Genomic DNA, 24,732 nt, shown 5'->3' with positions numbered 1-24,732 from the left:
AAGGTCTTACCAATTTTTTGGTAAGACCTAGGTTTACTGATTCTCGGATAAGCGAATGTATATTCTTACAGTTCAGCTTCCCGAACCAGTTCTGCAAGCGTCGACAAACGCTGCTCACTTTGTTTTACGTAAGGATTATTCGTATCCCAAGCATATCCAGCCAAAATCGCACTAATCATCTGTTTAATACGTGGGTTCGGGTTTTGATAGAAAATCACATCTTGCAACGTGCCGTTGTACCAGCCTTCCACATAAGTGCGGAATGTGTTCACTCCCACCATTAAGCGTTGCGAGTACTCTTCTTGCCAACCAACCTTTTCACCATTCAGCTGACGAACCACGCAGTCCGCTGCAAACTCTGCCGATTTCATGGCGATAGTGACACCCGATGAAAATACAGGATCAAGAAACTCACCTGCATTACCAAGCAACGCGTAGTGCTCTGTCGCTAAACGTTTGACGTTAGCAGAATAGCCACCCAACTCGCCTGCTGGATTCGGGTAATTCGCATTTCGCAACAAAGAAACCAAACCCGGCTCTTCATTGGCTAACTGCTGCAACGCTGCAATCTTATCTTCTGGGTATTGTTCGAAAAATTCTGGCTCACCCACCACACCAAACGAACAAGTACCATTAGAGAATGGGATTAGCCAGTACCATACGTCGTGATTTTCAGGATGAACTGAAATTAAAATTTTGTTGCGATCGTATTCCGGCTCTTGGGGAGAGATATGATCTTCGATATGGGTAAAGATCGCTTTTCTAGGCGGAAGACAAGAAGGTTCTTCTAGCTCCAACAAGCGTGGCAAAACACGCCCAAAGCCACTGGCATCCAACACAAAATCTGCTTCGATTTGATAAGCCTTCTTATTTGAGTCGAGCACTTCTAATCGAGACTTTTTCCCTTCAAACACTAGATTGAGCAGTTCATGCTGATAGCGAATCTCTACGCCTTGCTCTTCAGCGCTATCTGCCAATACTTTATCAAAGCTGGCACGTTGAACCTGAAACGTCGTGCCCGGTCCTGGCGTGTATTTGTTTGTAAAGTCGAACTGGGTGTATACGCCATTACGACGAAATGCAGCACCATCTTTATACTGGAAGCCAAACTGCTTTACTGCATTGGTCATTCCTGCTTGTTCAACAACTTCCATACATGCAGGGAGTAGGCTTTCTCCTATGGAAAAACGTGGAAAAGTCGCTTTTTCTAAGACAACAACATCTATGCCACGCGATTTTAATAAGGCAGAAACGGTTGAACCTGATGGCCCCGCTCCTACGACAACAACTTGCTTGAGCTCTGTTTTCATTCTGAATTTAGTTTGCTTGTAGTTTTAATAAGGTATGACCAAGGCCAATATTGTCGGTTCTTTCAACGACAGATAAACCTGCCGCTTCGACAATTTCTAAGAAATCATCACTGCGATAAAAGCGACTATTACCGTTAGCTAAACAGGTAAAATAAAGAGAAGTGGCATTAAGGCTATAGGAAGCTCCCGCGTATTTTTGAGCATCCCAAAACAGCTCCAATACGTAAATAGTATCTCCCTTCGTTAACTGGGCTTTAACTTTTTTAAGGATATTGAGGATCTCAATTGGGGAAAAGCAATCCAAGAACTGGCTCATCCACCATACGTCAGCGTGTCCAGGCAATGTTTGTGCTTTATCCAGCATGTTTGCAGGGTATGGACGTACACGCTCGACGAACTGATTTTCTGAAACATTCTTCATCGCTACTTCTAATTGCTGTGGTAAATCAACAATCGTCACTTGAACGTCAGGGTCATGTTTACAACACTGAATCGCCCATTTTCCCGTATTTCCGCCAATATCCACAAGATGCTTTGGCTTGCTTGCAAATACTTCTTTAAGCAGAAGTGGGAACGAGCGATCCGAATAGAAATGATCGAACTTAAACCAGCTCTGTTTGGCTTGTTCTGGTAACGTCGATAGACCTTGATAAATGGTCTCCCAATTGCCCAACTCTTTCAAACCTGACGGTTTACCTTCTTGAATTGCTTCCGTCAAATGCATCATCGCGGCGTAACAAACATCTGCCGTAAAATCCATGTTTGCATTCGTCATACCATCATGAAGAAGGTAAAAACCAAGGTTTGCAAGCGAATAGTTAGGTCGTTCCCATAAAACAATATGCGCACTAATCGCCATATCCAACAGTACTTTAACACCATATTCTGATACTCCCGTTTTCTCGGCAATATCTGTGGCACTCATGCCTTGAGCGCCAGCGCTGTCTAAAGCGGCTAAAATACCTAAATCTCGAAGCGTTTTGGCGGTCTGGAACACGATTGGTGCAAAAGATAACTTCTGAGCTTCTGTCTTCGCTTCAAAAGCATTAAAAGGGTCATTATTTTGATTTAACACGGAAAAACCTAACTGCAATTAATAGTTTTATTGTTGAGATTGATTGCCCAACAATGCAATAGCTCGCTGAATATCAACATTCAAGTTGTTTACCCAACGATTGTAATTGCGGTGGATTTTGCCATCACTTGCTTTGAGATTTACTGAGTTGAGATAAATAATTGAGTAATATTTATTATTGTATGGGATTTTTACTTCTGCAGAGTGTTTACGAACGTGGATTTTTGCAATAAGAACACCAGGGCTTACTTCTTCGATCGTCCAGCCTCGGTTAGTTGCTGATTGCACTATGGCCATTTTTACTTGTTTATTTTGAAGATCATAAGCAACTGGAGTATCCTCCACATTCATTACAGGTTGTACTCGTCCACAACCAACAAGAAGCAAAGTTAATAATAACGAGACATACAGCTTAAAACGCGACATGATAATTTCCTTTTTATTGTGAATTTGGGTCAACCCCAATTTGTATCGAGCTGTAAAATAAACAATTTAACCCAATATGCCAAACTCGAAGATCAACATTTCGTTCAATATTGATGCGTGGACAGCGAATTCATTCGGTTTATCCGAATCCAATGAATGGAAACAATGGGCAACAGAGATAAAATGGCCAGAAGATGGCAAAATCAATGTTGCAAATATTCCTGCGATGATGCGCAGAAGAATGAGCCCACTCAGTAAACTGGCGGTACAAACTGCAATCGAAATGCTTAATCAACATCAAGTTGATTACCTTGTATTTTCAAGCCGTCATGGTGAACTGCATCGCAGCGTCGCACTAGTTGAAGATATAATTAATGGAGAAGAGGCGTCTCCGATGGCTTTTTCTCAATCGGTGCACAATACCGCCGCAGGGCTTGCCACTATCGCAACTAAACAACCCATTCCCCTAACTTCTATCGCTGCGGCAGAAAACACATTCCAAAGCGCAATATTAGAAGCATGGCTGTTTTTGTCCGACAATCCTGACAAAAAAGTACTGCTTGTTGATTTTGATGAGCCTATGCCTGACTCTTATTTAGAATATGAAAACCAACAATACCAAGGGTTTGGACTTGGCTTAATACTTTCTCATGGAGATAGCTTCACGGTGCAAAGCGGCATCAGTGCAAAATGCTCAAACCATCCGTTGCCACAAGGCCTAGCGTTTTTGCAACACTACTTGTTAGATGAAAATCAGTGGACTATTCACGCTCCGAAACAAATTTGGGAATGGCACAAGCAATGACTCGCTTAAATCAGTATTGGCGTGTGCTAGCAACAGGCTTTTGTTTTTCAGTATTTGGGTTAGGTGGTTTAGTACTGAGCTTCATTGTTATTCCGACCATTCGTATTTTTGTTTCAGACCAAACGGAACGCGAATATAAAGTTCAAGGTGCGATTCGATATTCATTCAACACATTTTGTAAATTGATGAAGTTGAGTGGCGCAATCGATTATCAAATTATTGGTGCCGATATTCTTCAACAAGATCGTAATTGTTTAATTGTTGCCAACCACCCTAGTTTAATCGATTACGTTCTCATTGCTTCACAATTAAATCGCTGCGACTGTTTAGTAAAATCGGCAATATGGTCGAATCCTTTTATGAAGCACATCGTAAAAGCAGCCGGATATATTCCCAATGAAGCACCGGATGATTTATTAGCACTTTGTGATGAACGATTTAACAAAGGCAACGTGTTGCTTATATTTCCTGAAGGAACAAGAACAACACCAGGTGTAGAGCCGAAATTACAACGCGGTGCAGCACAAATTGCGGTAAGAACAGAACGAGATTTAAGAGTTGTCCATATTACGGTAACGCCAAGTTTCCTCACAAAAGAGAAAAAATGGTATCAAGTACCGGCAACAAAGCCCTTTTTCAGGGTTGAAGTTAAGGATAAAGTTGAGATTACCCCCTTTATAAAGCAAACTACGTCGCCGACAATAGCGGCGCGACGCTTACAACAGCACCTAGCTGAAAACATTTTTCCAGAAAACTTTTATTAATAAGCAGGTCCCAGTGGAACAGTTACACAACGACATTAAGCAACTTATTATTGATGCTTTAAACCTTGAAGATTTAACCGTAGATGATATTGAAACGGATGCACCACTTTTTGGTGATGGACTTGGCTTAGATTCTATCGACGCGCTTGAGCTTGGACTCGCAATAAAAAAACAATACAACATCGTTATTGATGCCGACGACTCAAATACGCGCGAACACTTTGCGTCTGTAGCAAATCTAGCGAAATACGTTTCTTCTCAAACTAATGAATAAGTTGTAGGTATATTCATGACTGATGTAAATAAAGATCAAGTATTTGAACAAGTTAAAGATGCGCTTGTTGAGCTGTTCGAAATTGACGCAGCCGACATTCAATCAGATGCGCACTTATACCAAGATCTCGATCTTGATAGCATTGACGCCGTTGATTTGGTCGTACACCTACAGAATGTCACTGGCAAAAAAATCAAGCCAGCAGAGTTTAGTGCAGTAAGAACCGTTGACGATGTGGTTAACGCTGTTACTGAGTTATTGAAGGAAAGTTAATGCACCAATTGCTGACTGGTCTGTCTGCAATTGTACTGCTTGCCTACCCCTTCGCCGTCTATTTCGGTATAGATAAATATGGCTTGAACTTAGTTGGGGGCTTGTTAATTGCTGCGTTACTTTTGCGTGTTTTCGTCGCAAATAAGACCCCACTAAAAGAGTTTAAATTCTTGGCGCTCGCTACGGGCGCTGTTGGCATTGTTCTAATTACACTTGGCATGGTGTTTAAACAACACGGGTGGCTTCAGTTTTACCCTGTCGTTGTCAATTTATGTATGCTGTGTGTATTTGGACTGAGCTTAAAACAGCCGCAATCTATCATAGAGAGGCTTGCTCGCTTGCAAGAACCCGACCTTCCGGCTAGTGGCGTGACTTACACTCGCAAAGTGACGATGGTTTGGTGCGCCTTTTTTACGCTCAACGCTGCTGTTGCACTCTATACCTGTTTCCTACCAGTAAAAATATGGACGCTTTATAACGGCCTCATCAGCTACTTACTTGCTGGTGGCTTGTTCGCTGGAGAATGGATCGTGCGTCAATTTGTTCGAAAGGAACACTAATCGTATGAATACAACGTATTCGAGCTTTACCTCCCTAGCGACCTTGTTCATCGCAGAGAGGTCTGAGCAATCCCCAGTCTCTTACGAGCGCGACACGGTTATCACGTGGGGTGATTTCCAGCAGGACGTCGCAACACTTGCTCAGCAGTTAGAAACCCAACCAACGCAAAACATTGCGTTGTGTTTTGGCAACAGCTACCTGTTTGCCGTTGGCTTTTTTGCTTGTTGTTATGCAGGAAAATCCATTGTATTACCTGGTAATTACCAACTAGAAGCACTCAAAGAACTCAGTGAGCACTACAATTTGTTGCTGCATGATGCCGATGTCTCGGTTCCAGAATTGGTGAGCTCGCTTTTGATCGAAGCTCAATCATTGCTAGAAACCACCGTGATTAACGAGCCAGAGGCCAAACAACCTTATTTTTGGCGTGAATTAAACCTGGCAGAAATACCAGTAACGCTATTTACTTCGGGTTCAAGCGGCACACCAAAAGCCATTGCAAAAACGCTGAAACAGCTCGATATCGAAGTTTCTATTCTAGATAACCTATGGGGCGACACGGTTGCCAGCACACGCGTTGAAAGCACCGTTTCTCATCAACACATTTACGGCTTGCTGTTCCGCGTATTGTGGCCTTTGTGCTCCGCACGTCCATTTTCAGCACACAACCTTGAGTTCCCAGAGCAAATTGTCCATCACGCTGATGCTGACACCACGCTAGTAAGCAGCCCTGCGTTACTAAAACGACTCAGTGAAGAGCACGATCCGGTTGCGATTCGGTGTGTATTTTCTTCTGGTGGCCCCTTGCCAAACCAAGCGGCGCAGCACAGCCAGGAGTTGTTTGGGTCACTTCCTATTGAAGTGTTTGGCAGCACAGAAACCGGCGGCATCGCTTACCGTCAGCAGCACGTAGCTAGCACTCCCTGGACGTTATTCCCTGGTGTTGAAGCCGAGCTTAACCATGAAAATTGTTTAAAGCTCCGCTCGCCACACATTGGTGAAAACACTTGGTACCAAACTGCGGATGAATGCTATTTCCATGATAGTATTTCTTTTGAATTGCGTGGACGCACTGACCGAATCGTCAAAGTCGAAGAAAAGCGTATTTCCCTTGTCGAAGTGGAAAAACGTTTAGAGCAATTGCCGTGGGTTCAAGAAAGCGTGGTGATCCCAATGGAAGAATCTGGTCGCCTCACGTTAGTCTCGATCATCGTACTTAACGATCAAGGCAGCGATGTGCTCAATGAACTTGGTAAAGGCAAATTTTGGCTTGAGCTTCGCAAGGCACTGCGCAATTGGCTAGAACCGATCGCTATCCCGAGAAAATTCCGAGTGGTCGACGAAATTCCATTGAACAGCCAAGGCAAACGCCAAGTTGCTGAAATTGAAAAACTATTCCAATAAAGCTAGTAACATGGAAAAAAGAAAACCAACTATTCAGAATATTGAAGTGAGTGACCATACCGCGGAGCTGTCGCTGCGAGTGGATGCTGACATCTTAGATTTCCAAGGTCATTTCAATCACTTCCCTCTTTTACCCGGCGTCACTCAAATTGATTGGGCGCTGTTCTACGCCGTTCAATATTTGAATACTCCCAAGGTATTTAAAGGAATGGAAGTCATCAAATTTCAAGAGCCGATTCTGCCAAACGCCGACGTTTGCCTCTCACTATCTTGGGACAATGAGCGCGAGAAATTGACCTTTAAGTACACATCGAAAAACGGTGAAACCTTGGTGACTCACTCTTCAGGCAAAATGAAACTGGGTGAGTCACGTGAGTGATTACCGTCCCTGCTTTTTAATTCCTTGCTACAATCACGGCAGCACAATTGCAGACGTGGTTGCGTCGTTATCCTCTTTCGATTTGCCAGTGCTTGTCGTGGACGACGGCAGCAATGAAGACACCAAACAAGCACTTTCAGCGTTGAGTGAGCAAGGGCTGATAAAACTGATTAGTTTGAGTGAAAACCAAGGCAAAGGTGGCGCGGTGATGGCAGGCCTACATCAAGCTCACCAACTTGGTTTTACGCACACCATTCAAATCGACGCAGATGGTCAGCACGACCTAGAAGCATTGCCGAAATTGCTCAGCGCCAGCGAAACAAAACCAGATAACCTGATTTCGGGCCAACCGATATACGACGAGAGCGTACCCAAATCCCGTTTGTATGGTCGCTACGCTACACACGTTTGGGTGTGGATAGAAACCTTGTCACTGTCTATCAAAGATAGCATGTGCGGTTTTCGCGCCTACCCAGTGGCGAAAACGGTCGCCGTGTTGAACAAGTACAGCATCGGCAAACGCATGGATTTTGATATCGAAATTCTAGTGCGAATGTATTGGGAAGGCGTCGACATTGATTTTGTTCCAACGCGCGTGATCTACCCTGAAGGTGGCATTTCCCACTTCGACGCATTGTGGGACAACATCAAGATAAGCTGGATGCACACTCGCCTATTTTTTGGCATGTTGCCGCGCATTCCTTCGCTACTCGCCAGAAAGCGCAGTCACACAGACGACAGCAATGCCCACTGGTCGAAACGAAAAGAACAAGGCACGATTTTAGGCATCAAAACCTTGCTCGCGGTTTACCGCTTGTTCGGCAGAAAAGCGTTTGACCTGATTTTAAAACTAGTCATGCGCTACTACCACTTCACGGGTAAATCTGCCCGTGAAGCGTCTGAGATTTACCTGCAAAACTTGCAGCGCTACGCAGCGCAGCAGAACATCGCACTGCCAAAACAGTTGGACAGCTATCATCATCTGCTTTCTTTTGGGCGTACCATGCTCGACAAACTGGCTGCCTGGCAAGGTGACTTTAACGTCGATAACCTAACCATTCACGGCCAGCATCATTTCGAAGAGATGGCGCAGAAAAAACAAGGCGTGCTCATTTTAGGCTCGCACCTTGGCAATATCGAACTCTGCCGCGCGCTTGGTCGTCGACACTCTCATGTCAAAATCAACGCCTTGGTATTTACCCAACACGCTGAACAATTTAATGCGGTAATGAAGGCGGTAAACCCAAACTCGGAACTGAATTTGATTCAAGTCAGCTCAATGGGACCAGACACCGCGATTCTGCTTCAACAAAAAATCGAGCAAGGCGAATGGGTGGTGATCGTTGGCGATCGCACTTCTACCAGCAAAGAAAATCGTGTCGTTTGGGCAGATTTTCTTGGTAAACCAGCGCCATTTCCGCAAGGCCCATTCATGCTGGCCTCGGTATTAAAAGCGCCGGTTTATCTACTCTTCGGCCTACGCGACGATGAAGCAAACACTCCGCATTTTAATGTGTACTTTGAACACTTTAGTGACCAAATCACGCTACCGCGCAAGGAGCGTCAGCAGGCACTAGAACACGTTGTTCAACAGTACGCCCACAGATTAGAACACCACACACTGCAAGCGCCGTTACAGTGGTACAACTTTTTTAACTTCTGGACTTTAAGTAATCAGCCACATGACAAACAACAATAATCACAACATCACTTTTGGTGCCCAATCTTTAACCATCGAAGATGTCGTTGCCATTGCTCAAGGTGCAAAGGCAAACATGAACACCTCGCCAGAATTTACCGCGAAAATTGATCGTGGCGTGGCGTTTCTGGAACGATTACTGAAAGAAGAAGGCGTTATTTACGGCGTGACTACCGGTTACGGCGATTCATGTACTGTGGCGATTCCACCCGCTCTTGTGGATGAACTTCCGTTGCACCTTACACGCTTCCATGGTTGTGGCTTAGGTCAAATCCTTTCTCATGAGCAAGCTCGCGCGGTGCTGGCAACCCGTTTGTGTTCATTGTCGCAAGGCGTATCTGGCGTGTCTCACGATCTGTTGAACCAAATCGTTACGCTTATCAACCACGACATTGCGCCGCGTATTCCACAAGAAGGCTCGGTGGGCGCAAGTGGCGATTTAACGCCTCTGTCTTACCTAGCGGCGACCTTAATTGGCGAGCGTGAAGTGCTTTACAAAGGCGATGTGCGACCAACACAAGAAGTGTTTGCAGAGCTGGGCATTGAGCCAATTCGCCTAAAACCAAAAGAAGGTTTGGCGTTAATGAACGGTACATCCGTGATGACTGCCCTCGCCTGTCTTGCCTACAAACGCGCAGAATACCTAGCTCAGCTTTGCACCAAGATTACCGCGATGGTCTCTGTGGGTATGCAAGGTAATGACTTCCACTTTGATGAAGCGTTGTTTGCGGTAAAGCCTCACCCTGGTCAACAGCAAGTTGCGGCTTGGCTGCGTGATGATCTCAATGCTGAGCGTCCGCCACGCAATAGCGACCGACTGCAAGATCGCTACTCGCTGCGTTGTGCGCCACACGTAATTGGCATGGTGCAAGACTCACTGCCTTGGCTACGTCAATTGATTGAGAATGAACTAAATAGTGCCAACGACAATCCAATTATCGATGGCGACAACGAGCGCGTTCTGCACGGCGGTCACTTCTACGGTGGTCATATCGCAATGGCGATGGATACGTTGAAAGTGAACATTGCCAACTTAGCTGATTTGCTGGACCGTCAGATGGCGCAACTGATGGATTACAAGTTCAATAACGGCCTGCCGTTTAACTTAACCGGTGCAGAAGGCGAGCGTAAACCGATCAACCACGGCTTTAAAGCGGTTCAGATTGGTATCTCAGCTTGGACGGCAGAAGCGTTGAAAAACACCATGCCAGCGAGCGTTTTTTCTCGCTCAACCGAATGTCACAACCAAGACAAAGTGAGCATGGGCACCATTGCGGCTCGTGATTGCTTACGCGTACTTGAGTTAACAGAGCAAGTTGCTGCGGCTTCACTCCTAGCAAGCGTTCAAGCGGTTGAGATTCGTCGCCGTCATAACGAATTGGACGAACACCACATGAGTCAGAGTTTGCGAGTAATTCGTGACGCCGTGCTGAGCGAGTTTGAGTTTGTGATTGAAGATCGCCCATTGGAACAAGATTTGCGTCATTTCATTGAACGCATTCAGCAACGTCATTGGCCACTCTACGCGGAGGTATAATGCAAGAGCAGGTTCTCTACCCATTAGAAGCGGAGGTGACTATGGTCACCTCATTCCAAGATGCTGACCCGATGGGTGTGATTTATCACGGCAACTTCTTTCGGTATTTTGAAGAAGCGCGTCGTGTGCTGATGGAGAAGATCCAATACAGCTATCGCGATATGCAAGACTCTGGGTATATGTGGCCGATCATCGACACGCGCGTTAAATACGTGAAGGCGATTCCGTTTAATCACACCATTCGTATTACCGCGCAACTCACTGAGTGGGAAAACCGCTTACGTGTGGATTACGTGATTTACGACGCCGAAACGAATCAACGTATGTGCAAAGCGCACACGACCCAAGTCGCCGTATCCATTGAAAAGCAAGAGATGTGCTTTGTTTCTCCAGCAATCTTTTTAGATAAAGTAGAGCAATGGCATCACCATGGGAGCCTGAACTAATGCAAAAGTGGTTACTCTCTTTTTTGCTGATATTGTCTGTTTCAGCACTGGCCACACCGGCAGCAAACGTAACGGATTTGGCATCGCTTCAGCAGCAGTTGTCTCAGCATGAAATCGTGCGCGGAGATTTTACGCAGCAGCGTCATCTGGAAATGTTCAGTCAACCTTTAACCTCTAAAGGTCAGTTCACACTGAGCAAAACACATGGCTTGTTGTGGCAACAAGCAGAACCTTTCGCAGTCAATTTGGTATTGACGGAAAACAAACTTCGTCAGACTTTTGCCGACCAAGCTCCGAAAACGATCTCTGCAGAAGAAAACCCAATGGCGTTCTACTTTAGCCATGTGTTTTTATCCGTGTTCCACGGGGATACTTCTGCACTGCAAGAACAATTCACACTCGATTTTTCAGTTGAGAACAATCAGTGGCAGCTCATTTTAGAGCCAAAACAGTCGCCATTAAATGCAGTGTTTAAAGCCATCACCCTTTCAGGTAAAACGCACATTGATCGCCTAACCCTACAAGAGCTGCGTGGCGATAAAACCGAAATTACATTTACGAACCAGACCTCTCTACCTCAGGAACTCACGGATGCCGAAGTCGCTCAATTCCGTTTCTAAACTCAGTCTCGGCACTCATACCTTTGCTCTGGTTTGGCTCAATCTCGTTGTTTTAGCGGGCGCGTTGCTACTCAAACAATGGGTTTGGAGTGCAGAATCTCCGATTGAGACCAACATTTTAAAACTGCTGCCTAAGAACCAACAAAACCCGGTGGCTGAGCAAGCCTTTGAGTCGGTCTCGGCAAGTATGAGCGACAAAGTCATTTTCGTGATCACAGCGCCGGACAAAAACGCCCTTTTTGCAGCGGCTGCAGAGTTTGATAAGGAGTTACGCCAAAGTAATCATTTTCGCGATGTGGTGGGAAAAATCTCACCTCAAGAGCAGCAAGCTTGGGCGAGTTACTACTTTAAGCACCGCTTCCAATTGCTGACGCCTGAACAACGAGAGCGTTTAAGCCAAAATCCAGAACAGCAAGTTCAGCATGTGATTCAGTCTCTGTACAACCCGTTTTCCGGAGTGACCGGGCAAGAGTTACAAAATGACCCTTTCTTGCTATTTCGTGATTATTTAAGCCAAGTTACCCAGCAATCTTCCTCTTTCCGATTGGATAACGGCTATCTATCCGTCGAAAAAGACGGTGCTCAATACTTGCTTATTACTGCCGAACTAAAAGACTCACCGTATAGCCTAACTGGGCAGCTTGCAGTCCCTGATATTCAAGCACTAGAACAAAACGTCGTGCAGAAATATGGCGCTGAAGTCGCACATACTGGCGTTCTATTTTACGCCGACTTTGGTACGCAAAGTGCAAAATCGGAGATCAGCACCATCGGTGTATTCTCTCTACTCGGTATCATTGCATTGTTCGTATTGGTCTTTCGTAGTGTGATGCCACTGTCTCTGGCACTGCTTTCCATCACCATTGGTTTGCTCGTTGCGTTGTCCGTTACGACGTGGATTTTTGGAAAAGTCCATCTGTTCAGCTTAGTGTTTGGCGCAAGTTTAATCGGTGTGTCTATCGACTACGCATTCCACTACCTAACGGAACGTCTTGCGGCGGGAAATGAATGGGATAGCGAGCAAGGGTTAAAGCATATTTTCATAGCTATCACACTGGGCTTAATCACCAGTTTGATCGGCTATTTGGGCATGTTGGTGGCACCGTTTCCTGGTTTGCAGCAGCTTGCGCTGTTTTCATCCATTGGTCTGATTGCCGCTTACATCACCGTGGTGGCTTGGTATCCGATACTAGCTCGTAACCCATCGCGATCCATTTCGAACTTACCAGGACAATCATTGTTGGTGAAATGGCTAACGCTTTGGAATCAACCTCGAATTAAAGTCGGATTGCCGATGTTATGTGTGGTTGTGAGTGGCTTTTTCTTGCTGCAATTGAACTACGATGACGACATTCGTCTACTGCAAACGATGCCGAACGATCTCAAGCAGCAAGAAACCTTGATTACGACGCTTAGTGGCATGCAATCTTCACAGCAAATGTTGGTCGTTACCGCCGACGATGACGAAAACCTAATGAAAAAGCTGGAGTCTTTGACGCCAACATTAGAAGCGTGGAAAGCGGACAGCACCATCGAAAGCTATCAGAGTCTGAGTCGCTACTTGAGCTCAGTGGAGCGTCAGCAACAAGACTATCAATTGATTCGCGATCTTTACGCAACACAATCCAGCCCACTTGCATCCGGACTGCGCTTAAATAAAAAGCCGAAAATGGACGCCGACTTTATCCCTGTTACGGTTGAACAGTACTTGCAAAACCCGGTATCAGCGCCTGTACGTTTTCTTCATTTGGGTAAAATTAAAGGAAGATCGGCAACGGTTGTGGTGTTAAACCAATTGCAAGACTCCGCTGTTGTTAAGGCATTTGCCAAATCACAGTCTGATGTTGTTTACCTAAACAAAGCTGAAGAAATATCCGCCCTATTTGGTGAATACCGAATCAAAATCATGGAGCTATTGGTAGCCGCCAGTGCTGTGATCTTTCTGGTATTAATCAAGCGGTACGGTCTGCAACACAGTTGGCGAGTTTTACTGCCATCATTGATTGCTTGCGCGTGTGGTCTGGCAACTGCTGTCGCGATGGGAACAACATTAAACCTGTTCAACTTGCTTGGCTTGGTGCTCATTCTTGGTATAGGGATCGATTACACTCTGTTCTTTGCCGAGAAAGCGCGCAGTGTGAGCACACTATTGGCGATCACCCTTTCGGCAATAACCACTGTGCTGTCATTTGGGTTGCTGTCACTCAGCCAAACTCACGCGATTCACAGTTTCGGCATTACGGTGTTAAGTGGTATTTTTGTCGCTTGGTTGCTCTCTCCGATTGCAATTAAAACAGAGGAAACGACGTCATGATTTTCAATCACGCCTTTCGCTACGCGACGTTCATCACACTGAGCCTGTTTTTAAGTGCATGCAGCTTGGTCCCTCACCAATCGACGCCTCAGGTCGACATTGACGAGCACACCCAAGTTAGCTTGCCCACTCCCGCAAGCTTGGGCTATCAGTTGTCTGCCAGTCAGTTAATTACGGCTTCTTGGGCAATAGATGGTAAAACCAAATCTGAGCAACTTCCGGTACAACTGCAAGTGACCAACAACGAAGTGGTGTTGGCAGGCTTTTCATCCTGGGGGACAAGAGTACTCTCACTGTCTTACGATGGAGAACAAATTCAAACCGAAGTGCTCAACGGTTTACAAGGTTCGCTACCGCAGCCAGAACAGGTATTATTTAACCTGATGATCACGCTCTGGCCGAGTTCCGCTTGGGAAGGATCGTTAAATGAGGTAAGGTGGCGAATTATTGATAAAAATAATTCTCGCGCCATCTTTGATAGCGACGGTGAAAAGATCATTGAGATTCAATACAGCTCTTCTAACAAGTTAGAGGGTAAGATTGATTTTCATCACCTCAAACATCAGTTTTCAATTTCTATTCAAACACTGCAACATCAGATTAATTAAGAACAATTTAGAATAACAATATGCCTATTCGCTCTTCTCAACCTTTGTATATTCAGGCCTGTGGCTTTCACTCTGCCATGGGACAAGATGATGCGCTCATCCACCAGTGTTTATCGGGAGCGAAGCCATCCAACATGGTGGTTGACCGAGATATTTTAAATTCAGGCCGCCAAACAGTAATCGGTCGAATCGCACAGACGTTACCGCAATTACCACCCGCACTCAGCCAGTTTGATACGAGAAACAACCGCCTCGCACTTTCGGCTTTGCAGCAAATCGAAGGCGACGTGCGTGACGCCATTGCTAAATATGGTCGTGACCGTATCGCAGTCGTGATCGGCACCAGCACATCTGGCATTTCAGATGGCGAAATCGCATTTGGTGAAAAGCTGGCAAAGGGTAATTTTCCTGCCGACTACCATTACACCAAACAAGAGCTTGGCAACTGCAGCGATTTTATTGCCGCCTACTTTGATTTGAGCGGCCCACATTACTCAGTTTCAACCGCCTGTTCTTCTAGTGGCCGTGTCTTTTTAACCGCGCAACGCCTGATTCGCTCTGGCATTGTTGATGCGGTTATTGTGGGTGGTGTGGATACCATTTGTCGCCTCACACTAAACGGCTTTAACGGTTTAGAAGCTCTATCCGATACCCTTTGTAAGCCGTTTGACCAACATCGCAACGGCATCAATATCGGTGAAACCGCAGCATTAATGTTGCTAAGCAAAACACCTGCGCCCGTTGCTCTTCTCGGAGCTGGCGACAGCTCAGACGCACACCATATTTCCGCACCACATCCAGAAGGGTTAGGCGCAGAAGAAGCGATGAAAAAAGCGTTGGCCAATGCAGGACTTACAGCGCAAGACATTGGTTACATCAACGCGCATGGCACAGCAACGCCGTTAAACGATGCGATGGAAAGCAAAGCCATTCATCGCTGCTTTGGTGACTCCGTTCCCGTAAGCTCGACAAAGCCACTTACCGGACACACATTAGGCGCAGCAAGTGCAACGGAAGCCGCGATCGCTTGGCATATTCTCAAGTACAACCTTGATTTGCCAATACAACACTGCGAAACCAAAGCAGACGATATCCATATATCGTTAGTTGAGACGCCAACCAAACTGGGTAACAAAGCGATTCTCAGCAACTCTTTTGCTTTTGGTGGCAATAATATTAGTCTTATTTTTGGTTACGCTCATGACTAAACTTCCTCCCATCGAACAACTTTTGCCACACGACAAACCAATGATCTTGGTCGATCGTGCTTTGGATGTTCAACAAGATACGATTCACTGCCAGGTTGATATCGCAGAACACAACCCGTTCTTCGACTCGGCCTCTCAAACTGTGCCAGCTTACGTTGGCATTGAGTTTATGGCGCAATCTGTCGCGGCGTGGTCTGGTTACCACGCATTAATGAAAGAACAAGCGCCACCGATTGGCTTTTTGCTTGGTAGCCGTCGATACACGTCTGAATGCGATACGTTTTCTCGCGGACAGGTGCTCGATGTGTATGCTGAAAAAGTTATGGAAGATAACGGTATGGCGGTTTTTTCAGCCCGTATTGAGCTACAAGGAACTGTTGTAGCGACTTGCCAATTGAACGTTTACGTTCCATCAGAAGAAAAATTACAAGAAATGAAAATCAGGAGTCAACAATGACCCGACAAGTCCTCGTTACAGGTGCCAGCAAAGGCATCGGTAAAGCCATTGCCGTTCAATTAGCCAAAGATGGTTTCCAAGTCATTGTCCATTACATGGGCGATCAACAAGGCGCGCAAGACACCCTAAACACCATCGAACAGCATGGTGGTAGCGGTCGTCTTATCCAATTCGACATCAGTGACCGTGCAGATTGTCGTGAGAAGCTAGAAGCCGATATCGCCGAACACGGCGCTTACTATGGCGTAGTAAACAACGCTGGCATCACAAAAGATACCGCTTTCCCTGCGATGACCGAAGAAGAATGGGATGGTGTGATTCATACCAACTTAGACAGCTTCTACAACGTTCTTCACCCTTGTGTTATGCCAATGGTGCAAAAGCGCAAAGGCGGCCGAATTGTTACGCTTGCATCAGTCTCTGGCCTAATGGGGAATCGTGGTCAAACTAACTACAGCGCAGCGAAAGCGGGCGTAATTGGTGCAACAAAATCACTCGCGCTTGAACTGGCAAAACGCAAAATCACCGTCAACTGCGTTGCTCCAGGGCTTATCGACACAGGCATGGTAGACGAACACGTGAAAGAACATGCGATGCCGCAAATTCCTTTGCGCCGCATGGGAGAGCCAGAAGAAGTTGCTGGTTTAGTCAGTTACCTTATGTCTGACATCGCAGGCTATGTAACTCGCCAAGTCATTTCGGTAAACGGAGGCCTAGTATGAACCGTCGAGTCGTTGTAACCGGAATGTCGGGCGTGACTGCGTTTGGTAACAATTGGCAATCTGTCGAGCCAAAACTGCGTGACTGCCAGAACGCGACGCAATACATGCCTTCTTACGAACAGTATGATGGTTTGAACACCAAGCTCGCGGCACCAATTTTAGATTTTGAACTGCCAAAGCACTACAAGCGCAAGCAAGTACGCGGCATGGGGCGTGTTTCTAAATTGGCGACCGTCGCAACAGAAAACGCACTGAGCCAAGCAGGTTTGATTGGTAACGACGTACTCACCAATGGTCAAACGGGTATCGCATACGGCTCATCAACAGGCAGTACTGACGCAATCGGCGCATTTGGTGTCATGCTGAATGAGAAAACCACTAAAGCGATCACCGCAACGACTTACGTGCAGATGATGCCGCATACCACGGCAGTGAACGTTGGTCTATTTTTCGGTTTGAAAGGCCGAGTGATCCCAACCAGCAGTGCATGTACCTCTGGCAGCCAAGCAATCGGCTACGCCTACGAAGCGATCAAGCACGGCTACCAAACGGTCATGGTTGCTGGTGGCGCTGAAGAATTGTGCCCAACGGAATCCGCTGTCTTCGATACCCTTTTTGCCACCAGTCTAAAGAATGAAGACCCGAAAAGCACACCAAGACCTTATGACTCCGATCGCGATGGTTTGGTGATTGGTGAAGGTGCGGGAACGCTAGTTCTGGAAGAGTACGAACACGCCGTCGCTCGTGGCGCGAAAATCTATGCAGAAATCATCGGTTTTGCCAGCAACTGTGATGCCGCACACGTCACTCAACCACAGATGGAAACCATGCAAATCTGTATGGAAATGGCTTTGCAAAACGCGGGGATTCCTGCTGAGAAGATCGACTATGTATCTGCTCACGGCACTGCCACCGACCGCGGCGATATTGCGGAAAGCAACGCAACAGCGAATGCTCTGGGCAAAGTGCCAATAAGTTCACTCAAGAGCTACTTTGGCCACACACTAGGCGCCTGTGGCGCGATTGAAGCGTGGCTAGGTTTAGAAATGATGCACACAGGCTGGTTCAACCCAACGCTCAACCTAAAAAACCTCGACGAGCAATGTGGTGATTTAGACTACATCGCCGGACAAGGCCGAGAGCTGGACGTGAAATATTTGATGAGTAACAACTTCGCCTTTGGCGGCATCAACACCTCCATCATCTTTAAAAAGATGTAATGCCCTTAGTAAATGCAAAAGCGCTGGTTAACCAGCGCTTTTTTGTTGGTTGCCTATCAGGTTCATATATCACGCTGTAACGGCAAACAAGACATTACCATTCCGCGATACAAAGGCGACTTTTAACACCACGAATTTGTAATCCCATCGCTTCAAAGACATGCTCAAAATCTTGACAAGATGCAGGCACATTAGGTAGCGACAATGAAGCCTCGGTAAAAAACGTCCGACTCAAATTATCCGTCTCTCCCCAAGCTAACTGCCACCAATCCAAAATTCGCGGCTTGGATGCGTTTAATCGATAGCTAGCAGGAATACGATCACGCTTGTTTAGGTTTTCAACCTTAGATGTTGGTAGTAAGTTCCACTTATCATTGTTGGGCCAATAAGCAAATGGCAAACAGTGATCAACGTGATACTCATTTCGTAATTTGCTTCCACTCCATACACTGACAATGTCGCAATGGCTGAGCTTCAACTGTTCAATTCTCTTTCGCACGACTCGCGTATCATGGTCTTTATCAATCCAGACCAAACAATCATGATACGTTTGCAGTGGAATACCCCGCTCTTGATTAGACCGAAATCGTTGCATTTCCATAATCCATTGGTTGACCACCAGCGGCTCAATCCAAGAGTTATACAATCGAAAACAATCCCAAAGGCTTTCATCCAACACAAACAGCCCATAACCTTCGAGGAACTCGCTATCCACAACAATTGAACGTTTTGGCTTCTTAGCTGAACGAATCATTTCAAAGTAAGGGTTTGATTTATCACCTTGATAGGTAAAAGTGACGGGACCATCTTTTATGGTTTTTAAGCTGTCTTTTATCGCTTTATCAAGCGCCACTGCATCTTCACCAAAAAATGTCGTGCCTATAGCAAGATCATCAGGACTTAAATGGGAAAGTCTGCCCCAGCCATCGGGCTTTATAAAACCTAGCCCTTTAGACGAGTTCGAGCTTTGCTGGATGTTCTCTTTATCGATTAAACGCTTAAATTGACGAATCCAATATAAGCCAACTAATCCTAATGGGATTGCAACTTTACCTTCGCTGCGATCAACCACTGCACCAGAATGAGCGTCTGCAATACGTAGTAAAGTACGTAGTAGTGCGAGCTTATAGGTAGCCGATTTGGAATCATTGACGATAATGTGGCGAACCTTATTCAGATCACCGGAACCATCATCAGGCAAAGACATCACTACAGTTTGCCAAGATACACCCGTTCGCTTTAACTGATCGTCATCGAGAGATACGTTTCTCACCATTAAAGCGCTATTCTTTGCAAACTTTTCGAGCTCTTCAACCGATACGGGATAAGCTTTACGACCGTCAGAAAAGTCACCGTGACGAAGGCTAATCACCAATCGACCATTAGGCGCTAACAAATTTGCAAGTTTGCGAAATGCACGTTCACGGTGCGTAGGCGCAAGATGCATCCATACCGCACTGACAAGAATTAAATCGAAGCGAAAGCCAAGATTAATGGTTTTCTCAAGCTTAGGTAATGCATCTTCAAGCCAAGTAACGGAATCGCCACAGTAAGACTTACCAAGCCTTAGAAGTGCTTGAGCAGGCTCAATCGCAACAACTTCACACCCATGCTCAGCCATCCATTTCGCGTCTCGACCAGAGCCCGCGCCAACATCTAACACACGATCTCCAGCCTGGGGCCAGAAGACTCTCCAACTCGCGTGGACATCCTCAAACTGGATCGATGTGTATTGCTTCGCGAAAGAGTCGGCGTGTCGGTCATAAAAGTTAGAAGTGGCAGGCATAAAGGTTAACGAAAGGTAATTAATATGCGTCCATATTAATTGCTAGAAATTGCAATGGCTAGAATGCCATTCAAAAGTTGTAGATAGAGTGGCAATTACAGCCAAAAACCTAAAAACGACAAAGCCCCGACAACTCAAAGAGTTATCGAGGCTTTTGAATAAATGGCACGCCCTATTGGATTCGAACCAATGACCACATCCTTAGAAGGGACGTGCTCTATCCAGCTGAGCTAAGGGCGCGCTACAGGGACAGGATTATACGAGTTCAAACGGGTAAATCAACGGGTTTTCATAACATTCTGATCTGAATGCCTAAAAAAAGTCCATTAAAACGCTTAATGTTCAAAAACACCACAAAGCAAACGTTTGCGTATGGATGTTAACAAGAAATTCTGCGACAATGCGCCGCAGATAATCTGCCTTCTTAATTTATAAGGAAAGTCATGACTGCTCAAAATATAGACGGAACTCTCATTTCCCAAACTGTTCGATCCGAAGTGGCTGCACGTGTTAAAGCACGTGTTGAAGCTGGGCTACGTGCTCCTGGTTTAGCAGTGGTTCTAGTTGGTGAAGATCCTGCTTCTCAGGTTTATGTCGGTAGCAAACGCCGCGCATGTGAAGAAGTTGGGTTTGTTTCTAAGTCTTTTGACCTTCCTGCGTCTAGCTCAGAAGAAGAGTTACTAGCGCTGATTGATGAATTAAACAACGATGATGAAATTGACGGCATTCTAGTGCAATTACCCCTTCCTGCGGGCATAGACACAACACATGTTTTAGAGCGCATTCACCCAGAGAAGGACGTGGATGGCTTCCACCCTTATAACGTTGGCCGTCTTGCGCAACGTATTCCAAAGCTTCGCTCTTGCACGCCAAAGGGCATAATTACCCTACTCGACCGTTACAACATTGAGCTACGTGGTAAACATGCGGTTGTGGTTGGCGCATCAAACATTGTTGGTCGTCCAATGACACTTGAGCTGCTGCTTGCGGGCTGCACAACAACAACATGTCACCGTTTTACCAAAGACCTAGAGAGTCATGTGCGTCAAGCTGACGTTGTCGTGGTTGCGGTTGGTAAGCCTAACTTCATCCCTGGTGAGTGGATTAAAAAAGGCGCAGTGGTGGTCGATGTCGGTATTAACCGTCTTGATTCAGGCAAACTAGTTGGTGACGTGGAATACGACAAAGCACGTGAAAGTGCGAGCTTTATTACTCCTGTTCCTGGTGGTGTTGGCCCAATGACCGTCGCAAGTTTAATTGAGAACACAATGCTCGCTTGCGAACAGTTCCACACAGACAAATAGCGTAAAACTTCAGATACGAAAAAGGCTCCGCAAGGAGCCTTTTTGCTAATTGTTGATATCTATTTCAATTACAGACTTAAAATCACGCCCGCAATCGAAGCGCTCATTAAGTTCGCCATGACACCAGCGATAATCGCACGAAAACCATGCTTAGAAACAAATGCACGCTTTTCTGGTACCAAAGAGCCCAACCCGCCAATCAGCATCGCCATGCTTGAGATGTTTGCAAAGCCACACAAAGCAAACGTCACGATTGCTTGTGAGTGTTCACTAAGTTGAGACTTCACTTCTGCAAGCTGGATGAAAGCGACGAACTCATTCACCACAATCTTGTTACCAATCAGCGAGCCTGCTGTGGTTGCCTCTTGCCATGGTATACCCAACAACCAAGCGACTGGCGCAAACACAAAACCTAGGATGAGCTCAAAACTTAAGGGGGTCCCAATCAGATCACCTATCCAGCCTAACATTCCGTTTAGCATTGCAATGACACTAATAAACGCCAGTAACGTACCACCGACCGATACCGCAATGCGTACTCCCGCCATGGCACCATCGGCTAATGCTTCTACTACGTTGGTTGCACGTGGAATTTCAACTTGGCTAATGTCGATATCTGCTGCTTTATCCGTATCTTCTGGCATTAAAATTTTTGCCATCAACAAGCCGGCAGGTGCAGACATAAATGCAGCAGCAATAAGATAGTTGAGGTCGACACCCAGTGATGCGTAACCAACCAACGTTCCGCCAGCAACTGACGCTAAACCACCTGTCATAACTGCAAAGAACTGCGAGTCAGTCATGTGTTTTAGGTAAGGCTTTACCATCAATGGTGCTTCAATAGTGCCAACAAAGATATTCGCCGTAGCAGACAAAGACTCAGCACGACCGATACCCAGCAGCTTTTGAATACCACCACCGATAAAGTTAATGATTTTTGGCATCACACCTATGTGATAAAGACCTGAGATAAGAGAGGAGAAGAAAACGATGATACCCAGAACATTGATCGCAAAGGTGAAGCCCCCTGTCGCCAAATTACCGAATAAAAACGCAATGCCCTCTTGACCATAGTTGATCAAATTCGACACAACGCTGCTCACTGAATTCAGCGCATCTCGTCCTGCTGGTACATATAAAACCAACAACGCAAACAGTACCTGTAAAGCAAACGCAAACGACACTGTTCTCAGCTTTATATTTTTTCTATTTGTAGAAAGTAGCCATGCTAGGAATAGTATGGCTACGATACCAATAATTGAGTTCATAAAATGAATCCGACAGAAGGGGGATATGGAAGGCACCGGATTGTATAGCGGACTCAAAATGCTGCAAGTTGAGGATGTTAACAGTGTGAAAAGTTTAAGCGACCAATAACTGACCAATAAAATAACCACTTGAATTTATTTAAGATAAACGTTTGCTTATTTTAATTGTTTCCATATGGAAAATATGTTTCTGGTTCAGGAAAAATTTTTGTGAAGTGAATCACTTTATGTGTCGTTCTACAACGTCATTGATCCTGTTATTTAGGAATAGAGATGTAAGGTGCTAAACGTTGGTCCCAATGACAAGGGTTGCCGATCTTCTGTTTGATAAAGTTAATCACTGCGGATATTTTTTTTGGCATATGTTGGCGGCTTGGGTATACCGCATAAAACGGCATCGACTGGCTAGCTTTCCAGTCAGGTAACAGCTGTATTAACTTACCCGTTCTGAACTCATCACCCAGCAAGTAAGTGGCAAGGTAGGCAATACCCCAACCTGCAATAGCCGCATCCCGGACGGCTTCTGCCAGATCCACTGAATAGTTACCCGAGACTTTTACGTTCAATTCTTTCTGATCTTTGGTAAACGCCCACCCCGTATAGTCACGCTCCCAGCTTCTGTATATGAGGCAGTTGTGAGCAGATAGGTCATCCGGTTCTGTTGGCGTGTCATGTTTCAATAAGTAATCTGGCGATGCCGCAACAACAAACTGGCAATCCGTCAAACGCTGCGCAATGTAACCTTCAGGCAAATGCTCGTTGTTGGTTACCCATAAATCGAGCCCTTCGGCTAACATATCGACCTTATAGTCAAACAGATGTACTTCCACTTGAAGTTGAGGATACAGTTCGCGTAACTCTTGAATCGCTGGAATAATGTGTAAGGTACCAAATGATTGCGACAACCCAAGACGTACCAAACCTGCTACTTCATCCCGCTGGGTTTCCATCTCTAATGTGGCACTGCTCACCGCTTGTACCACTTGCTCACAGTGATGAAAAAAGGTTTTCCCTGCCTCTGTCGGCGTAAAGCTTCGCGTAGTGCGTTGAACAAGCTTGATACCAAGAGACGCTTCTAACTGACTCAACTGTTTACTCACATGAGACACCGACACGCCTAAGCTCTTTGCAGCAGCTGTGAAGCTTTTGTGTTTAAGAAGAGCGGAGAAAATCACCATTTGTGCGGCACGTTCAGATAACACGCTTTACCTCGATTTGGTTATAGAAAAAACAAAGGGCTCCGAAGAGCCCTTGTATTGAAGACTGGATGCCAAATTGTTTGATGGCAGATCAGTATTTAATGCGATCAGCCAAGTGACTCACAGCAAGTGCGAAGTAGTAAGAGCGGTTCCACTTCATCAATACGTTGTAGTTATTGTAAACCAGATACGTACGACCATTCTCGTCGTCCGGCATGATCAACCATGCTTTGATGTCTTCATCCAGTTTTGGCAACGGGCTACCGTCATATTTTGTGATACCTAATTGGCTCCACTCTTGAAGGTATTTGCCTTTTTCAGCCGTGCGCCCTTCCAGGCTGCGATCAATATTTTTAGGAACCTTAACTTGGCGACCCCAAGTATATTTATCATCCCAACCAGACTTGCTCAAATAGTTAGCGGTTGATGCAAACACGTCCGCTTCAGATTGCCATATGTCTTTTTTACCATCACCGTTGCCGTCAGCAGCAAAACGAAGGAAAGAGCTTGGCATAAACTGGCATTGACCCATCGCACCAGCCCATGAGCCTTTAAAGTTCTCTAGCTCAATATGGCCTTGATCGAGGATCTGAAGTGCCGACATAGTCTCTTTACGGAAAAACTCTTCACGACGGCCTTCAAATGCCATTGTGGATAGTGCATCAATCACTTTAAAGTTGCCGGTAAACTTACCAAAGTTACTTTCAACTCCCCAAAGTGCCACAATAAAGCGCGGGTGGACACCGTACTCATCGCCTATACGCTTTAGCTCGGTGTAATGCTCTTTGTAGAGTTGTCTGGCTTGCTTCACCTTCCATTCAGGCACCGCGCGAGGAATGTACTCATCCAATGTCAGTTTCTTTTCTGGTTGGTTTCGGTCCGCTTTTACTGCTCGGGGCTTGTACTCAACATTAGCAAAAGCAGCACTAATGACCTGCTCTGAGATACCTTTATCACGAGCTTCAGCACGCAGCTTATTCAAGTATTCATCAAAACCCTCGCTACTTGCAAAAGCCGAGGTACACATACCAACGCTAAGCATGGTAGCCAGTATTTTTTTCATATTGCCCTCC

Annotated in this window: 25 protein-coding genes and 1 tRNA gene; 18 read left to right on the top strand and 8 right to left on the bottom strand. The window is 45.8% G+C overall.

The annotated features are described in order from the left end of the window. Positions 1–65: 65 nt before the first annotated feature. Genes R7E78_RS09045 through R7E78_RS09035 form a run of 3 tightly spaced genes read right to left on the bottom strand, consistent with a single transcriptional unit; the run spans position 66 to position 2,811 of the window. A complete protein-coding gene (locus tag R7E78_RS09045) occupies positions 66–1,310 on the bottom strand; it encodes an NAD(P)/FAD-dependent oxidoreductase (protein WP_318057864.1) in 1,245 nt (414 codons plus the stop codon). A 7-nt stretch (positions 1,311–1,317) separates the two neighbouring features. After that, on the bottom strand, positions 1,318–2,385 hold the full coding sequence (locus R7E78_RS09040) for a class I SAM-dependent methyltransferase (RefSeq protein WP_005388297.1): 1,068 nt from the start codon (positions 2,383–2,385) through the stop codon (positions 1,318–1,320). Positions 2,386–2,412: 27 nt separating this feature from the next. Beyond that, the gene (locus R7E78_RS09035; protein WP_005382272.1) at positions 2,413–2,811 is read right to left on the bottom strand and encodes a hypothetical protein; all 399 of its coding nucleotides are present in this window, start codon (positions 2,809–2,811) and stop codon (positions 2,413–2,415) included. Between the two features lie 76 nt (positions 2,812–2,887). Here R7E78_RS09035 and R7E78_RS09030 point away from each other — a divergent pair, with 76 nt between their 5' ends. From R7E78_RS09030 to R7E78_RS08950, 17 genes are read left to right on the top strand one after another with little or no spacing between them, the layout of a single operon-like run. After that, entirely contained in the window at positions 2,888–3,616 is a 729-nt protein-coding gene (locus R7E78_RS09030) for a beta-ketoacyl synthase chain length factor (protein WP_047102870.1), read from the top strand. Next, positions 3,613–4,380 carry a lysophospholipid acyltransferase family protein gene (locus R7E78_RS09025; protein WP_005388305.1) on the top strand — a complete coding sequence of 256 codons (768 nt, stop codon included), beginning with the start codon at positions 3,613–3,615 and terminating at the stop codon, positions 4,378–4,380. Before R7E78_RS09030 ends, R7E78_RS09025 begins: the two co-directional genes overlap by 4 nt. A 13-nt stretch (positions 4,381–4,393) precedes the next feature. Then, positions 4,394–4,654 (top strand): phosphopantetheine-binding protein, encoded by a 261-nt coding sequence (locus R7E78_RS09020; protein ID WP_005382278.1) that lies wholly within the window; start codon positions 4,394–4,396, stop codon positions 4,652–4,654. A 15-nt stretch (positions 4,655–4,669) separates the two neighbouring features. Beyond that, positions 4,670–4,927: an acyl carrier protein gene (locus tag R7E78_RS09015; protein ID WP_005382279.1), complete on the top strand. Its 258-nt coding sequence runs from the start codon at positions 4,670–4,672 to the stop codon at positions 4,925–4,927. Next, positions 4,927–5,487, top strand: coding sequence for a hypothetical protein (locus R7E78_RS09010; RefSeq protein WP_047102872.1), 561 nt, complete (start codon positions 4,927–4,929; stop codon positions 5,485–5,487). Before R7E78_RS09015 ends, R7E78_RS09010 begins: the two co-directional genes overlap by 1 nt. Before the next feature lie 4 nt (positions 5,488–5,491). Further along, entirely contained in the window at positions 5,492–6,892 is a 1,401-nt protein-coding gene (locus R7E78_RS09005; protein WP_318057863.1) for an AMP-binding protein, read from the top strand. A 10-nt stretch (positions 6,893–6,902) separates the two neighbouring features. After that, positions 6,903–7,271, top strand: a complete 369-nt coding sequence (locus R7E78_RS09000) for a 3-hydroxyacyl-ACP dehydratase (protein WP_047102874.1) — start codon at positions 6,903–6,905, stop codon at positions 7,269–7,271. Next, positions 7,264–8,970 (top strand): glycosyltransferase family 2 protein, encoded by a 1,707-nt coding sequence (locus R7E78_RS08995; protein ID WP_258461293.1) that lies wholly within the window; start codon positions 7,264–7,266, stop codon positions 8,968–8,970. Before R7E78_RS09000 ends, R7E78_RS08995 begins: the two co-directional genes overlap by 8 nt. Continuing rightward, positions 8,954–10,507 (top strand): histidine ammonia-lyase, encoded by a 1,554-nt coding sequence (gene hutH, locus R7E78_RS08990; protein ID WP_017448720.1) that lies wholly within the window; start codon positions 8,954–8,956, stop codon positions 10,505–10,507. Before R7E78_RS08995 ends, hutH begins: the two co-directional genes overlap by 17 nt. Beyond that, positions 10,507–10,953 (top strand): acyl-CoA thioesterase, encoded by a 447-nt coding sequence (locus R7E78_RS08985; RefSeq protein WP_152812733.1) that lies wholly within the window; start codon positions 10,507–10,509, stop codon positions 10,951–10,953. Before hutH ends, R7E78_RS08985 begins: the two co-directional genes overlap by 1 nt. Continuing rightward, the gene (locus tag R7E78_RS08980) at positions 10,953–11,573 is read left to right on the top strand and encodes a LolA family protein (RefSeq protein WP_243327088.1); all 621 of its coding nucleotides are present in this window, start codon (positions 10,953–10,955) and stop codon (positions 11,571–11,573) included. Before R7E78_RS08985 ends, R7E78_RS08980 begins: the two co-directional genes overlap by 1 nt. After that, a complete protein-coding gene (locus R7E78_RS08975; protein ID WP_318057862.1) occupies positions 11,545–13,887 on the top strand; it encodes an MMPL family transporter in 2,343 nt (780 codons plus the stop codon). The genes R7E78_RS08980 and R7E78_RS08975 overlap by 29 nt, the downstream gene beginning before the upstream one ends. Further along, on the top strand, positions 13,884–14,495 hold the full coding sequence (locus R7E78_RS08970; RefSeq protein ID WP_318057861.1) for a DUF3261 domain-containing protein: 612 nt from the start codon (positions 13,884–13,886) through the stop codon (positions 14,493–14,495). Before R7E78_RS08975 ends, R7E78_RS08970 begins: the two co-directional genes overlap by 4 nt. A gap of 20 nt (positions 14,496–14,515) precedes the next feature. Then, positions 14,516–15,703 carry a beta-ketoacyl-[acyl-carrier-protein] synthase family protein gene (locus R7E78_RS08965; protein WP_054578011.1) on the top strand — a complete coding sequence of 396 codons (1,188 nt, stop codon included), beginning with the start codon at positions 14,516–14,518 and terminating at the stop codon, positions 15,701–15,703. Further along, entirely contained in the window at positions 15,696–16,160 is a 465-nt protein-coding gene (locus R7E78_RS08960; protein WP_017634799.1) for a hotdog family protein, read from the top strand. Before R7E78_RS08965 ends, R7E78_RS08960 begins: the two co-directional genes overlap by 8 nt. After that, entirely contained in the window at positions 16,157–16,882 is a 726-nt protein-coding gene (gene fabG / locus R7E78_RS08955; protein WP_005388326.1) for a 3-oxoacyl-ACP reductase FabG, read from the top strand. The genes R7E78_RS08960 and fabG overlap by 4 nt, the downstream gene beginning before the upstream one ends. Further along, positions 16,879–18,102, top strand: a complete 1,224-nt coding sequence (locus R7E78_RS08950) for a beta-ketoacyl-ACP synthase (RefSeq protein ID WP_206953998.1) — start codon at positions 16,879–16,881, stop codon at positions 18,100–18,102. Before fabG ends, R7E78_RS08950 begins: the two co-directional genes overlap by 4 nt. A 94-nt stretch (positions 18,103–18,196) precedes the next feature. Here the strand turns inward: R7E78_RS08950 and R7E78_RS08945 are convergent, their stop codons facing one another. Together R7E78_RS08945 and R7E78_RS08940 are read right to left on the bottom strand one after the other, a co-directional pair. Next, the gene (locus R7E78_RS08945) at positions 18,197–19,888 is read right to left on the bottom strand and encodes a class I SAM-dependent methyltransferase (RefSeq protein ID WP_005382296.1); all 1,692 of its coding nucleotides are present in this window, start codon (positions 19,886–19,888) and stop codon (positions 18,197–18,199) included. Between the two features lie 163 nt (positions 19,889–20,051). Next, a tRNA-Arg gene (locus R7E78_RS08940) sits at positions 20,052–20,128 on the bottom strand. 203 nt (positions 20,129–20,331) lie between these two features. Here R7E78_RS08940 and folD point away from each other — a divergent pair. Continuing rightward, on the top strand, positions 20,332–21,192 hold the full coding sequence (gene folD, locus R7E78_RS08935) for a bifunctional methylenetetrahydrofolate dehydrogenase/methenyltetrahydrofolate cyclohydrolase FolD (RefSeq protein ID WP_005382297.1): 861 nt from the start codon (positions 20,332–20,334) through the stop codon (positions 21,190–21,192). Positions 21,193–21,260: 68 nt separating this feature from the next. Here folD and R7E78_RS08930 read toward each other — a convergent pair whose 3' ends face one another. From R7E78_RS08930 to R7E78_RS08920, 3 genes are all read right to left on the bottom strand, one after another. Further along, positions 21,261–22,460, bottom strand: a complete 1,200-nt coding sequence (locus R7E78_RS08930) for a NupC/NupG family nucleoside CNT transporter (protein WP_005382298.1) — start codon at positions 22,458–22,460, stop codon at positions 21,261–21,263. Positions 22,461–22,717: 257 nt separating this feature from the next. Continuing rightward, positions 22,718–23,662, bottom strand: a complete 945-nt coding sequence (locus R7E78_RS08925) for a LysR family transcriptional regulator (RefSeq protein ID WP_064376301.1) — start codon at positions 23,660–23,662, stop codon at positions 22,718–22,720. A gap of 88 nt (positions 23,663–23,750) precedes the next feature. Continuing rightward, the gene (locus tag R7E78_RS08920; RefSeq protein ID WP_005388330.1) at positions 23,751–24,722 is read right to left on the bottom strand and encodes a lytic transglycosylase domain-containing protein; all 972 of its coding nucleotides are present in this window, start codon (positions 24,720–24,722) and stop codon (positions 23,751–23,753) included. Positions 24,723–24,732 lie beyond the last annotated feature (10 nt).

The sequence above is a fragment of the Vibrio sp. YT-19(2023) genome (assembly GCF_033337395.1).
This window is presented reverse-complemented; position numbering and strand designations above follow the sequence as displayed.